At 40.8% G+C, this 15,756-nt stretch carries 7 protein-coding genes and 2 pseudogenes; all 9 read right to left on the bottom strand.

The annotated features are described in order from the left end of the window. Positions 1-171: 171 nt before the first annotated feature. The gene (locus EJF25_RS17570) at positions 172-1,692 is read right to left on the bottom strand and encodes a sulfatase family protein (protein ID WP_235016857.1); all 1,521 of its coding nucleotides are present in this window, start codon (positions 1,690-1,692) and stop codon (positions 172-174) included. Positions 1,693-1,748: 56 nt separating this feature from the next. Beyond that, entirely contained in the window at positions 1,749-3,431 is a 1,683-nt protein-coding gene (locus EJF25_RS17565; protein ID WP_125042149.1) for an arylsulfatase, read from the bottom strand. A 201-nt stretch (positions 3,432-3,632) separates the two neighbouring features. Continuing rightward, positions 3,633-6,584, bottom strand: coding sequence for a glycosyl hydrolase 115 family protein (locus EJF25_RS17560; protein WP_125042148.1), 2,952 nt, complete (start codon positions 6,582-6,584; stop codon positions 3,633-3,635). 150 nt (positions 6,585-6,734) lie between these two features. Beyond that, positions 6,735-7,583, bottom strand: coding sequence for an FAD:protein FMN transferase (locus EJF25_RS17555; protein WP_125042147.1), 849 nt, complete (start codon positions 7,581-7,583; stop codon positions 6,735-6,737). Positions 7,584-7,711: 128 nt separating this feature from the next. Next, positions 7,712-9,061, bottom strand: coding sequence for a 3-keto-disaccharide hydrolase (locus EJF25_RS17550; RefSeq protein WP_125042146.1), 1,350 nt, complete (start codon positions 9,059-9,061; stop codon positions 7,712-7,714). 290 nt (positions 9,062-9,351) lie between these two features. Then, positions 9,352-9,684 (bottom strand): annotated as a pseudogene (locus EJF25_RS17545) (glycoside hydrolase family 2 protein); the annotation flags it as partial. A 47-nt stretch (positions 9,685-9,731) separates the two neighbouring features. Beyond that, positions 9,732-10,881: pseudogene (locus EJF25_RS17540) on the bottom strand (beta-1,2-mannosidase). A 249-nt stretch (positions 10,882-11,130) separates the two neighbouring features. Further along, complete coding sequence (locus EJF25_RS17535; RefSeq protein WP_125042144.1) at positions 11,131-12,990, bottom strand: FAD-dependent oxidoreductase; 1,860 nt, start codon at positions 12,988-12,990, stop codon at positions 11,131-11,133. A 49-nt stretch (positions 12,991-13,039) separates the two neighbouring features. Further along, on the bottom strand, positions 13,040-15,754 hold the full coding sequence (locus EJF25_RS17530) for a glycoside hydrolase family 2 protein (RefSeq protein WP_125042143.1): 2,715 nt from the start codon (positions 15,752-15,754) through the stop codon (positions 13,040-13,042). Positions 15,755-15,756 lie beyond the last annotated feature (2 nt).

Here is a 15,756-nt window from a genome sequence, read left to right as displayed (position 1 = left end):
TGATAGAGAAAATGATGTTTTTTGTTAGGAGGAGGAGCTAACCCCAACTTTTCCTCAAGAATGGATCAACATCCGATTCGGCAGAGGAAATGGTAAAAACAGCATCCATTAGGATGTTATTAAATAAAATTTAAACAGACTCCTAGTAATTCAAGATCTCACATTACAACATCAATCTTTGAAATGATAATTGTATGGATTCTGTTTAAAAGAATACCGATGTCTGGGAACTGGTAACGGATCTTGTAATCTCAGATTCCATGTCAAAGCCTCCTGAAGTAATTCTGATTGTTTAGCTGCATATTTTTTGTTATCAAACAGATTATTTATTTCGGATGGATCTTTTTTCAGATTATACAATTCACCTCTTCCATAATTATCCAAAATTAGCTTCCAGTCTCCTTTGCGTACCATGCGTTGTGTTCCACTTTGTGTCCAAGTATTCAGTTCATCAAAGTGGGCTATCTTATTCGGCGTAAAGGCACCTTCTTTTTGGAATGTCAAAGGCTCTTCTCGAGTGAAGTCTTCTCCTCCGAATCCTTGTTCTACTATTATACTTGAAAACTCTCTTTTCGGATAGCTTTTTCCTGTAAGCATAGGCCACAAACTGCGTCCCTGCACTCCTACCGGAATATCCGCCCCAATAGCCGTACAAAGAGTCGGGAAAATATCAGCAATAGAAACATGAGCTTCCATTGCCTTTTCCTGTTTAGAAATACCTGCACCTGCCCACACCATCGGAATACGCGTCAAAGACTCAGGAGTTCCGGCTCCTTTACGGATCAAGCCATATTCACCACAATAATCACCATGGTCAGAAAGAATAATGAAAATCGTGTTTTCATATTTCCCCTCTGCTTTCAAAGTTTCAATTAATCGCTTCACCTGATCATCTATCAATCGTATCATTCCCATATAATTACCTCTTAGTCTGGGAAGATCTTTTTGTAAGTCAGGACAAGAGCTGTCTTCCAATTCCGCTAATATCTGATATTTTTCACTTTTACGCGCCAAATCCTTACGAGTAGTACGGGGTTGAGGTAATTTCTCCGGTGCAAACATTGAATAATAGGGTTCACACACTTGATAAGGATTATGAGGTTCGGGGAAAGATACCCAAATGAAAAAAGGATTTTCTTGTGTCTTGATCCAATCCAATGCTTCATTTACAATGGCAACGGGTTGTTGTTGTTCCAAAGGAATCGGAGAAGGTTCCAACCATTGTCCACGTGCATCCTTGTCGAGGAAGTTTGCCAATTTCTTTTCGCCTTCCGTCTTATTCTTCACAGACTTTCCCCAATGTCCGTATTCAATCCAATGATCCATGTCAGATGGTTTCAGGTAGGAATGATTCTTGCCGACAAGTGCTGTTTTATATCCTTTTTCTTTAAACACATGAACCATATCCTTCTGATAATATATATCCAATACATTATGATTGGTACGTACGTGGGTAGCTGACGGAAAACGTCCCGTAAACATAGAACAGCGGGCAGGAGAACTCGCAGGTGCCACGGTATAAGCTTTATCAAACCAGCTGTTTTGATGGGCTAACGAATCAGCATAAGGTGTTATGTCCATTGGGAATCCCTCTCTTCCACAAAGATCAGCACGTTGCTGGTCAGTCATAATTAATACGACATTCGGAGTTTTCGTTTGCTGCGCGATAGCAGAAATATTAACAGTAGTCATCACTGCTGCCAGAGACAGAGATATATTGTTCATATAATTTGCCAATAACTTAGTGATTATTTATTCTGTCCCGGATAAGGTTCTACCATACAACGTTTCGCCCATGCTTCATAAGCTTTTACCATTTCTGTTACCTTCTCAGGGTATTTGTTAGCAAGATTGTGTTGCTCACTACGATCCTCATTCAGGTTATACAATTCCCATTTCGCTTTTTCTCCCGGACGGACAATCTTCCAGCCATCATTGGAAAGGAAAGCACGTTCATTGAAATGTTCAAAACCAAGGTAATCATGTCCTTCACGATGACCGCTCTTAAAGATAGGCAGAAGACTCTTACCTTCCATCGGTATGATATCATGACCTTTATACTTTTCCGGATAGCTTGCATCTGCCAGATCAATACAAGTTGCCATAATATCCATTACATGACCGATTTCAGATGTCATTCCTCCCACATTCTTTTTGATTCCTTTTGGCCAATGTGCAATCATAGGAGTACAGATGCCACCTTCATAAGATTTAGCTTTCCAGAAACGGAAAGGAGTATTGGCTACATTTGCCCAACGAGCTCCTAACGATGCATAGGTAGTTTCCGGACCAGGCAGTACTTCTTTGTTATGTGGATATACCATCACCTCTCCTTTGCGAGTCATATCAGGACGGTCATTTTCACCCGGGGAATAATTCTGGCAGAGTTCATTACTACATCCGTTATCGGAAAGAAATAGAATCAATGTGTTATCCAACTGTCCGGTACGTTCTAACGCGTCAATCACTTGACCAATTCCTTGATCCATGCGGTCAATCATCGCTGCATGGACCGCCATGGCACGGGCATCCCACTCTGCAGTCGGATTATTTTCCCACTTATCCTGAAATTGACGGTCAGATAAGAAGTTATCCATCCCCGGGAATATTCCTAATTGTTTTTGCCGTTCGTAACGAGCATTACGAATGGCTTCCCAACCTACTTTATAGGTATCTTTATACTTCTCAATATCTTCGGGCAAAGCATGAAGTGGCCAGTGAGGTGCCGTATAAGCCAAATACATAAAGAATGGTTTGTTTTCTTTTGCATATTCATTCACTTCTTTCACAGCACGATCCGAAAGAGCCTGAGTAATATAATATCCATCCGGCACTTCTTTTATAGGTTCTTCACCTTCTACCAAGCTAAACGGATCAAAGTAATCCACAACTCCATAAATGGTTCCGTAATGGGTGTCAAAACCTCGATTCACCGGATAGTGGCATAAGTCAGAGAAAGTATCATGAAATACATGATGTGCCAGCCATTCCCGTTGGTCTTTACGCAAGGGAGTTTCGGCAATATGCCATTTACCCACCATACTGGTGGTATACCCTACTCCTTTCAAAACTTCCGCAATGGTGACAGCATTACGCGAAAGAGTACCCCGATAACCCGGTAAATTGTCATCAAACGTCATACGACCGATACCCGCCTGATGTTGGTAGAGTCCCGTTAATAAAGAAGCACGAGTCGGGCAACTACGACTGGTGTTATAGAAATGATTGAAACGAACACCTTGTTGTGCCAGCCTATCCAAATTGGGAGTATGAATCTCACTACCATAACATCCTAAGTCTGAATAACCTAAATCATCCGCAAGAATCACTAAAATATTCGGACGCTTGTCAGTCTTTTTATTTTTGTCTTTTGCAACAGAATTTCCGGCTATTGTCAGTGCTGCCGGTAGAAGTAATAATTTAGAATTCATTAATATTAGATATTTAATTTATTATCAATAGCACAAATATAGGCATTGTACTTTACAAAATACAAAAATTACTATTCAATAAAGGAAAAATACAGACCATTATATATACTCCAAATGTACTGTACCAGATAAGTCCACTCTTGAATTTATCCAGTACAATGCAAAATATTCTTTTTAATTATAGCTTCTATTTTAAGATACTTATTTATTCTTTGTCGGTTGTGGTCCCATATAAGAACGTTTCATTCCACCAAAGTCCAAAACAATCTTTTGGATAACTGTTCCTGCATCTCCACAAATAATCTTTACCGTATGTTTACCCGGTTTGTCTATATGCAAAGTCGTCTTATTGATTCTACAATTCTTCAATACACTTTCATACCAAAGTTGTGCATACTCAAAAGAAGAAGTAGATGGATTCATCACAGGACCTTCGTCGATACATACACCATATTTTGTTTCGACATTCGTTGCTTCATGTCCGGCATATCCTCTGTCTTTACATAGGACAAATGTTGGCAGGACATACGTATAAACATCTACAGAACCTTGTTCGAAAGTGTAGAAATCATATTCTAATCGTGGAGTACTACGTCCTGCCGTACGCTGTGGTGGAGCCACTGGGTTACCCAATTGGATAGCTGTATTTTCAACACCCAGATTAGGAATTGTTATCATCTTGATATCTTTATTCTCCACTTTGCGATGAAAACTTGCTGCATCTATTGAGACATAGCCGTTATGTTCAACGAACAAGGTATCCATCTCCGCCAACGAAGGAGAGGAAGGATTGAATACTGAAACGTAAACATTTTCTTTTTCACCGCTGGCAGACAAGATTTCCAATGTTCCCAACACTCTTTCGCCTACAGGAACTTTTGTCCAATCGATTGATACATCAATACGTTCTTCAGTAGCTGTTTCACCAGCTTTCTTACTTAATACAATCCAATCGTTTGAAACATTTGCCTGCCATTTTAACGGTGCAGTACCTTTATTGAAAACGTCTACATAATATGACCGACGTAAGTAGGTATTAAAAGCTGGTAATGAGTGGAAACTTTTCAATCCTTTTAATACGTCTTCCTCTTCCGCCATCACTCCCAAAGAGGCATCATTTTCCAATGAAACTGTGCGCAATTCCGGAAGTTTGAAATAAGAGGAGGCAAAACCTTGTTTCATGGTCATTATATGATCCCATTTTCCACCTAACAAAGAGTTATATCCGTCCGTGATTATTTGCAGACTATCATAACAAACCTTTGTCTTATTTGCCAAAGGTTTGGTAGCTGCTCTCTGCTGAATGGAATACCAACGATTTCTCTGGCCATTCAAGACCATCTGATTAAGTAACTCACAGCCTTTTACCGGATAATATAACAACTGATAAAAACAGGCTTTTTGATTTTCATCCGGCAGTTGATTCAGTATCTTCTCAACAATAGCTCCAATGCGGGTATATTCGGCCAAGCGAGTATCTGCTTCCCGGTAATTTGTAAATGAGAAGTCGGTATCTGTATTCCGTTCATTCCCATGTTTGTCTGTTGCCCATTGATAGCCCCAACCCATAAACTCCGGTTTACGCTCAAAGGCTAACTTGTAGAAAGAGTTAATCACATCTTGATATTCTTCCCGATATTCATCTCCTAACATGCCACACATCCATTCAGTACGGTAATTGGCTGCTCTTTCAAAATTGAAGGCGTTGATATCAAAAGCCATTGTCAGAAAATAGTCTACTGCAAATTCACAGGATTTAATATCACCGGCATTCAGTAGCCAGATACGGTCGGCTGTCGTATCATAAGCTTTACGCAACTCTTCATACATCAAAGTAGGCGAAACCGTATTCATCCAAAGGTGATCGTGAGGTTTGCCCAAATAAGAAGAATGATAATATACACCAGAACGTCCGGAACGCTTCTGCTCTTTCGGACTACTCAAACGTTTCATATAGCCGTAATTGTCATCCGGCCAGATAATAGTCACATCATCGGGAAGATCCAACCCCTCATCATATACATCCAATACTTCCTTGTAAGGGGTAAAAGCTTGAGGAATATCTTCTGCACGTTTGCCAATGACATCGACCAGCATTTGTCTCTGCGCCATGAGGGCTTCCTGAAGCATCTTCTTTCTATCGGCCATATCATTGCTGGCATTCATTGCTTTATCATGCAATCCACGTAAAGCCAATGTATATACATTTTCAAAAGGAGCACATTCTTCAACACGTGATTTCAAAACTTTATCTACACCTGTTTTGTTATTGATATAGTCCCATTCACCCATTTTGTCACGTTTCCATTCACTAGCTGTATTAAACAGCAATGGTTCGCAATGTGACGATCCCATGACAATGGCAAAACTATCTGCCACTAATCTGTTTTCCGGAATCCGATGGAATGCCATCGACGCATCGTGCATAGCAGGACATAAGTAATTGGCCTGAAGACGTAGTAACAACTCACAAACCTTCGCATACGTTCTTGGCCCGAAGTTTCCACGTTCTTTTTCAAAATTCTCTTTTGACCATTTATAAAGTCCCCAATCTTCGTCATTGATAAAGATGCCTCTGAACTTTACTGTCGGTTCGTTCGAAATATACTTATTGACGTTTACATTCAGCTGTTTAAGGTGTTTTACCGGAGCATCGGCCCACCAATACCAAGGAGAGACTCCTATTGCTCTGGATATAGAAAGAAGTCCATAAGCTGTACCACGTCTGTCACTACCGGCAATTACAATTGCATTCTTGATACCCGGTACAGGATTACTAACCTTCTCTATCAAATATCTTTCCCACCCCCCTGCTATAGATGTAGTGTCAATCTTATTTCGAGTAGCCAATTTGTTGATCCATTCACTTTCACCAATAGTACCTACAATAATAGCGTAACGTGCTGATACATCACCCGGTTCCTTTTCTACGATCTCCAATGTCTGACCCGTTACACGATTAACATCTTCTACAAATAAAGAAACACTCTTACGTACCACAATTTCATCGTTTCCATCAAAACAAACAACAGCCTTTGAGGACGGCGAAACAATAGGAAAACTATTTTTCCCTGCCTCTTTATTCAATAACACTTGCGCTTCTGCTGAAATGCAACAACAAAAGAGCCCTAACAACAAAGATTTGATTTTCATAAAAAATTAGTTTATGTATCAATGATACAAATGAAAATAAAAATAAATAGAAACAGGATAAAGTATAAACCGATAATTAATAAATTAGGATCAAATGCTCAATCCCATTCTACTATGTAACAAAATGTGCCCCAAATACAACAATATCGTCTATAACTCAATGACTGTCTTCAAATGAAACCGATCAATTAATAATGCACGCTGTTCTTCATCAGCAACAAATAGACTGGTAGAAAATATTTCTCCAATAGCCCCATTAGTTGTCACTACCGCTAATTGCTTGCAACCTTCTACCAATTTAGCACTGTGAGGAGAAATTAAATGTTTGTGCTCGGCAGAATTATTTCCTGAAGTTGTGAGACATTCATCAAACAAGATCAAAGCATTATCTTCACCATCTTTTCCTGTATGAATCCGCTTGCCAAAATCGACTTTCCACCCTTTGCCGTTAGGATGGTTTCCTATTGCCAATACCGAACTATTTCCCATATTTATTAATGCATTTTTTATTGCATAACTTTCCAATATCTCTCTAATCCGTTCCAAAGCATATCCTTTCAAGAAACCAGATAAATTAATGGTTGTTCCCTTTTTCTGAAAGAAAACAGTTTGATCTTCGGCAGACAATTGTACCGATTGTATCGTATTTCGGGTATAATGTTCAGAATGGACAGTAACATCAAAACAACCCAAAGTTTTCCTGTGATATTCCAGACATAAAGAAATCATTTCGTAAAGAGATGAACTGAGTTTCACAGGATCTAAAGAGGCTGTTTGGTTGATTTGTGCAAGTTCGCTATCCGCATCATAATAATTGGCAGTCTTTTCTAATTGTCGCAATATATCCTGTATAGTTGCAATGACTAACAATAATTTATCTTCTGAGTACTGACTGGATAAAATAATATCTACCCGAGTATGCATAGACGGAAACCAAGCATAGAGCAAACTGTCACCATCAGAAGATTGTCTATACAAATGTTGAAAAGAACGGCACATGACAAGGATTTTGTAAAAAATGACGATGTGTCAGAGCTTTCATAAACTAAAAATCACCCTCACCACAGATTGTTGGAGTGAGGGTGATTTCGTTAAAAGGAGAATTTGACACATCTCCATTTTATTTCTTATTTCAGTTCTTTAATCTTCACATTCTTGAACCATACTTCATCTCCATGATCTTGCAGAAGAATATTCCCTTCTTCAAAATTTCCAAAATTCGGCCAGTTTTTGTATTTACTGTAAGCCACCAATGCATTCCACATATCATTGTTACGATCGTATTCGATAAGCTTAACACCATTCAACCAATGCTCAACATGGTTACCTTTTACAATAATAGTAGCCGTATTAAACTCTTTCTTTTTGAAAGGTTTTTCAACCGGAGCCGGTATCAGATCATACAATGAACCAAGTTTTCTGTTACCCTTTACACCTAGTTTAGCATCAGGATGTTTGTCGTCATCAAGAATCTGAAATTCGCAACCGATAGCAGAACCTTCTCCTTTATTCATATCCGGATTAACGAAGTATTTAACTCCACTATTAGCACCTTCAGTAATCTTGAAGTCTACAGTTAAGATAAAGTTTTTATATTTACGTGTAGTTACAATATCACCACCATTAGCAGATTCAGCTCCACCGCTCTTCATCACTTTCAGGATACCATTATCAATTTTCCAACCTTTTTCCGGGAAAGTAGAAAGTTTTGCTCCTCTCCATCCGTTGGTAGTCTTACCATCCCACAGCAATACCCAGCCGTCTTTAGCTTCACTCGGAGAAATAGTATTAGCTATCGCATTTACTTCCGGTGCAACCTTAGATTCCGGTGTCTGGTAACGTTCAACATCTGTAGTACAGATACGAATGTCTTTCCAGCTGACAGTCTTTCCTTCATCAGCAGCATTGCCGATAGCATGTACTTGCAAAGCAATGAATCCTTCAGGAGTCATATCATCCCAGAGATTAGCACAAGGTACCCCATTGATCCAAGTACGGATTGAATTTCCAACCGCTTCAATACGAGCTTTGTTCCAAGCATTGTTCTTAAAAGCTGTTTGCGCGCACGGATTCTTTGTTAAAGGATACAGCCAACCACGACGTGCTTCATCATAAATACCACCTGACCATGCACGTTTAGATGGATCGATTTCGAATTGATAACCATGTACGCGTCCTTTCTGGTAGTCTTTTGTACTTTCACTACGAAATTGTACACCAGAGTTCAGACCATCATCTACTTTGAAATCAAATTCAAGAATAAAGTCTCCGTAATTTTTAGTCGTAGTAAGGAATGTGTTATTGGTACCCATTTTAGAAATACCTACAATGGCACCATCTACAACTTTATACTCAGCTGTGCCATTCAGCTTCTTCCATCCTTTCAGGTTCTTACCATTAAAAAGAGGCTCCCAATTCTGTGCTGCCAGAGAAGCGGCGCAGAACAAAAGTAAAGTCAATAAAAAATTCTTTTTCATATACAATCTTTTCTAATTTGTATGAATTAGCAGTAATCACTAATCCTGTTGGTACTAAATTTGGTTGTTACTATCTATTATTTGTATTTTCGTGTACGCAAACGATATTAAAGAAATTAATATCCTTATTTGTGGCGTCAAAGTTAAGAAAGAAAATTCATTTAAAACGCAATATTCTGACCAACAAAGGAAAAAATCTATTCAAACTAGCTAAAAACAGGGAGAAAATATCCATAACCTAATATCCCCCCTGTTGTTCTACAAAAAAGTAGTGATTTACGTTTCTATACTTATTTTCCTTTTAGTAAGATGTTCTGCAGTTTTACATTATATCCTCCTATTTGTAAAATGGGTGCATCAACTATTTTATCTATATCGACTTGGAAATGGATTTCTTTAGATTCACCCGGCATCAAAAAGAAATATCCGTCATCAAAATAAGCCGGACGAATAGCTGATTTAGTCGCAGCATCTCTTAAATCCAAGGTGATGGCAGCAGCCAAGCATTCTTGAGGATTCTTTACGACAACTGTACCTTCCCAGTATTTGTCCTTTTTGATAAAACGTTTCACAGAAGTACGCAGAAAAACTTCCGAAAGGGAACTTAATGAGATACTATCCGGATGTTCTTTGACAAACTGTGCAAACTTATTATCTCTAGTAAATTATATCAGTCTATTTTCAATAAGTTCTTTACGTTATCGCACACAGACACTGCTACTTTTGAATCGGCACATCCATAATAAAGATATAATTTCTTTTTAAAATAAGCCAATCCTTCAATAAAGACCGTTCCATCCTTGTATTGACCGCTTTTCTCAAAAGAAGCTTCGGGAACAAAGAAAGGTTTATCCAAACGATTTAAAAGTTTATAAGGATCTTTGTTGTCAAATAGCATTTGCCCGGCACAATAAGCACCTCCCGGATAGGTCGGATCTCCGCTTTTTTTATCATTTTTACCATTATACATTAAAACAATACCATACTTTGTCCGAATAGCCGGAGGACCACATTCTGTCATCTGACTGTCAAAGTATCCTTTACGTGGTCTAGCCAGTTTCTTTAATTGATTATTTTCATCCAATACCGGATACCAATCTACCAGATTTTCAGACGTGGCAGCATAGACAGCATATTCGCCCCAATACATAAAGTATTTACCATCTACTTTATCAATGACTAGTTTTCCATCATTCACTTTTGTAAGAATAGAAGCCGATTTACTTGCAATCTTAGCAAACCGACCATCATAAGCCTTTTCAAAAGCAAGTCCATGTTTGGTCCAGTTCTTCAAAAATCTTTAGAAGTAGCGACGGCAAGGCGGGGAGTTTGACGGTTCCATGCTGTATAAAGCATTACATATAATCCATCTTTGGTCATCGCTACACGAGGGTCTTCACAACCACCCGGGCACTCAATGCTTTTAAATTCATCTTCAGCAGGAAAGAGTACCGGTGCTTTCAACCTTGACATTGTTATTCCGTCTGTACTTTCGGCATATCCAATACGGGAGGTTCTTTTTCCTATCCCCTGTGCGGAGTTGTCTTCTGCCCGATAGAGTACAACGATCTTTCATCTTTTACAGTAGCTGCCGGATTAAAAGTATCACTTTCTTCCCATTTGATTTCCTGCTTTTGCATTGGACAGTCAAAAGCTGTCGGTTGTGGGGAAATGACCGGATTACCTTTTTCAGGGCGCACAAATGGGCCTATCACCCACTTTTCAAATTGTTTTTCACATGAAACATCTAAAGAAGGCAACGTGGAAAATCCACATAAGAATAGCCCTGTTGCCAAATAAATTAAAAGTCTTAATTTCATTTTGTCTTTTATTTTATCAATAAAGTTACACTTTTGAGTTCGCTTATATATCTAATTAAACTTTCGTAAGTGCATCCAATTGTTTTATTATAAATAGTTTATTTTCAGCACACTAATAGTCTATTATTGGCTATTAATAGTTGGATTATAGAGTATTAATAACTGCAGATGTAGATTATTAATAGTTAAGATATAGACCATTAATACCCTACAAACAGTTTAATAATACCCCGCCAAGATTTCAGAGGATCACTTGCGAACGTTGAATATTTCTTTCAACACTTCTCCTCTTAAAGTCTTTCCTGAAGTTGCTTTCAGTTTAAAGCCACAAAGTTTCTCCCAATTTCTTAGTGTAGCCTCATCGACCGCCTTCTGTAAGTCGGCATCCCATTCGGTCAAATACCCCCTCAATCCCAGATATTGCACCATAGGAAAATCTTTATCTTCCGGACGTACATCACGATAATAAATCAATGTAGCCTTTTCTCTGATAAGGATGTCTTGCAGGATGGCTATATCAACCGCACGCACTGAGGTCTTCCGGTCTATAGCAAGAGAAGCTGTAATTCCTGCTGCCTGTCCTAATGCCATCCAGCAAGGTTCCATACGTAATGTAGAAAAGCCGATGTGTGAACCGGATACAGGTACTGGCAATAACAGGTTATCCACCTTACGGGGAAGAATTACACCTAAAGGAACTGTATATACAGCAGTAGGATAGCTGATAAATCCATCCAAGTGGACTCGTCCAGTTTCCCGCTTACGGGCAGCATGTGAATCAAGTGCATAATGACTGGCGGTCACACTGCCTGAGTGCAGGGGCGGACGTTTACCCGGTGACACAGGTAACGCATCTTTGGCCGTAAAAAAATACACTCCTTCAAATCGGCGCCCTTCACGAACATATACTTGACGAGGAAAATATCCGTTATCCTCATACTCATCTTTCGCAAGTCCCCACTGTGATATCTCTTTGCGAAAATGTTCGGGAAGTTCGCTGTCATTCTGGGCAAACCAGAACAACCCTAATGTATAATCCTTTAGACGTTCAGCAAATTTATCTCTCCATTCCCAGGAGGAAGTAGGCCAAGGCCAATTTTCTTCGGGAAGATCGGTAGAAAGGAATGCGGCATGTTGGTTATTCCCGTCTACCTTTCGGTTGGGGAGTTTAACTAAGCTACTCAATTTCCGGATTCCCCAACTGTCTCCGGGTAATTTACTATGGTTTCCTCCGGCTATGTGACGGCGGTTTTCTTCCATCATTTCGTCTGTCACTTCTGCCATCACACGCTGAGTATTTCGCCCAGTCCATACATCTTCTATGAGGGACACGTACTCTTTCCGATTATAAGATTTCGGTTTTGGGAAAGCAATACGTCTCGCAGGATCATCAGTCAGGCAAAGTCGATAATTATATGCCTGTACTGCGTTATCCGCCTGTCCCGTACTACCTTCTGCGGGTAAACTTTTCCAGTATTCATAAGTACGTCCAGCTCCCGGTTCTCCAAATTCCTCACGGCTCTCCCTACCTACACGGAATGGAACACCGGCGGCAGCACCTAAATCTCCTTCATAGGTAGCGTCTATAAAGATCTTACCGAAATAGGTTTCGTGCCGTCCCGTTTCCCGGTTCAATATGCGGATACTTTCGATATGTCCGTCTCTAAGTGAGATATTTTTGTCTTCCGCATCAAACTGCCGCATCAAAAGCACATTGATCCTGTCTTTGTGTTCTTCCAACATCTGTTTGTAAACATAGGCTGCAACTAAAGGCTCAAAATGAAAGCCATCACTACAGTCTTTCACCTGTTGTGACTTATCTCCATATCGGTCGATATAGTATTGTTTTACTCTCGATGTAAACTCAGAAAATAACCCTGTAGTTGCTTGACGAGTAGCAATATCCGTCGCCCCCAGTCCATTGACCGGAAGTCCACCCACATGGCTGGTACGTTCCAGAATTACCGAAGTTTTACCCTCGCGGGCGGCGGCAATTGCCGCCATTATGCCCCCGGGATTTCCACCGACAATTACCAGGTCATAGCTATTCTGCGCAAATATTCCCCAGCTAAGTAGTAATAAGATACTAAGTGTGTAGAGTCGTCTCACTTTATACGCTTGTTTTAGTTTTTATTCTAAATTACTATTCTTGTCCCTGTTATTTCAGTTTATACTTCTGACTCTCTGTATTCCATCCCTTCAGAACCAACATAGCACCTTCTCCCAATTTCTCCTTACCCGTCTCAATGGTTACCACCTTATTCTCTCCAGGCATCAACGTAAAGAAGTTATCCGTATAGAATGATGGGCGGATCGGACTCATCTTCAAATTCAAGAACTGCAGCTGATTGAAGAAAGCAATGCGATTGGAGCTGTTCTTCAGAGTCACATCCACAAAGTAACGGTTTCCCTCTTCCCTAACCTTATATGACAACTTCACTCTGGCAGGCTTGAGATCACCCAATTGCTTGAAACCTGAAGTGGCAGGACCCGTCAGCGTGGTCTTTCCCTCATATTTATCCTTAGAACGCCAGTAGAAGTTCGAAGAAACTTCTTTCCCCTTTTCATCCTTCAGAATCAGCTTGATAAAATGAACCTGAGATATATTCTCAGGAAAACGAATCGTCAGCACATCATTCGCGACTCCGTCCTCAAGAAGATTCACTATAGCAGATTCTTCCAATACTTTCCGGCTGTCGATATCATAGACCTGTGCCACTACCTTATAGTTATTGAAAGCCCGATAAAAGTCGTTCACTACCGATACGGTATTTTTCAGATAATCAAACTGTGCGTGCAACGGCTCCAGCGAGTTGGCTGTATGATAAAGCGACGCTGTCGGCTCCAAAGACCAATCCCACATACGGGAAGCCACCTGACGCATCGAGCAGTTGTGATACCAGAACAGCAGCCCCGAACAAAAACGGTCACCATAATCCAGCTTGTTGTAGTTCCATACCTCCCAGATACTCTTTGAATTTATGGCACCCAGCAATTGTCCCTTGCGGGCAAACTCATCAATGGATGAAGATTCACCATATTGATTCACCAAGTCTGTATAAAGGGTAGTCATCAAATGAAAACCGTTTCCGTCCAAATAATCCCATACCTTCTTGTTAATAGGCCAAAGGTCTTTCTCATCCATCATCTCGCGAAGGATTTCCACCGTAGGAAGCGTCGGAGCTCCATACTCGGGATTAAAGCCATCTACACGACTACCACGGGGAGAAGCCGTATTCTCATAATGTTGCATCGGGTTCACTTGTTTATAAGGGCTTCCGTCGTGTACACCAGCACACTCGGATTGCATCTGGTAACCTCTGGTACCATCCAGCTTCATCAACAGTTCAGGGGTGCCCGTCACCTCGGAGCTTTCATTGGAAGCCACGTAATAGGCCAGTGAAGGATGGTTACGGATACGTTTTACCGTCGAAGTGACATTGGCCAGATACGAACCTTTATCCTGGGGATGTTTCGTATCGCCTGTCATCCAGAATTCCTGCCATACTAACAAACCTAGTTCGTCACACAACTGGAAGAAATAATCGGATTCGGCAATGCCGCCTCCCCACATTCTCACCAGATTCACACCGGACTGACGGGTATACCGCAGTTCGGCATAGGTACGTTCATCGGAAATTCGCAGCATGGCTTCCGGAATCCAGTTAGTTCCACGGATAAACAGGCGTTTGCCATTGACATAAAATACGCGGGATTTATCAGGAGTGTTTGTGTCGGAAGTGATTTCACGTATGCCAAATCTTGTTTTTACAGAGTCACAGACTACTCCGTCAACGGACACGGTCAGTTTTAAGTTATACAGGTTCTGGGGTCCTTTATTAACAGGCCACCACAAACGGGGTGAGTTGATCACCAGTTGGGGAAATTCTTCGGGAGTGAAGGTCAGTACCTTTTCCTCTCCACGCAGAATTCGAAGTGATTTCTCAAAAGTAATGTTTTCACCGGGGATTTCGCCTTTTACTGTGCAGTTAATTCCGCTGTAGCTGTTCGAGGGATTAACTACTTCCACCGACACTGACTCGCGGGCCTGGTCATAGCCGGGTTTCCGCAGTTCGGATTTAACGAAGGGGTGACGAAGAGCTACTTTGCCTGTTGTATAAAGGGATATGTTTTTCCAGATACCGGTGTTACGGTCACGAATACCATCCATGAAGGTGAAATCCCATCCCACTGTCATCAGCATGGTGGTGTTCAGACCGATATTGCCGTTTCCACCGTTATGGAATTCACCTACAGCTCCCCATGTTTTGGGCCTGGCACTACCGGGAACATCGACGGGATATACTTTAATGGCAAGCGCGTTTTTCTTACCTATCTTAACGAATTCCGACACGTTGATGTAATCCTGCATGAACATGCCGTGAATGGTGCTGAGCAGGTTTCCATTCACCCATACTTCCGCCCGATAGTTGATTCCGTCGAGTTGGAGCCAAATGTTTTTTCCCTTGAAGGATTCAGGGACGGTGAATTCTGTGCGGAACCAGTAGGTGTAGAAATCACGTCCTGTTTCCGATATGTCAGGAATCAGCTTGGATTCCAACTTGTTGTTGATTCCATAATAGGGTTCAGGGTATTTCTTATTGTATACCAGGGAGTTCAGGACGGTTCCCGGAACGATGGCCGGCATCCATTCCGAGGTCTGGAGGCCCGGTTGAGAGATTGTCTCGCCAAGTGCGTTCACGTCGCCTGCTTTGATCATTTTCCATTGGTAGTTTCCTCCATGAGTGATCTCTGAATCAAGCAGGATACGTTCAGGAGAATGGGAGTCATTGGTATGGCTCTGACCTGAAGCGAATGGGGAACATAAGAAAATTAGAAATAGGAGAAAGAGATGTTTTAATTTCTTGTACATGT

Origin of the sequence: Bacteroides faecalis (genome assembly GCF_003865075.1) — a bacterium.
GTDB lineage: Bacteria > Bacteroidota > Bacteroidia > Bacteroidales > Bacteroidaceae > Bacteroides > Bacteroides faecalis.
Note: the sequence above shows the minus strand (reverse complement) of the source record. Positions and strands in the feature narration are given on the sequence as shown.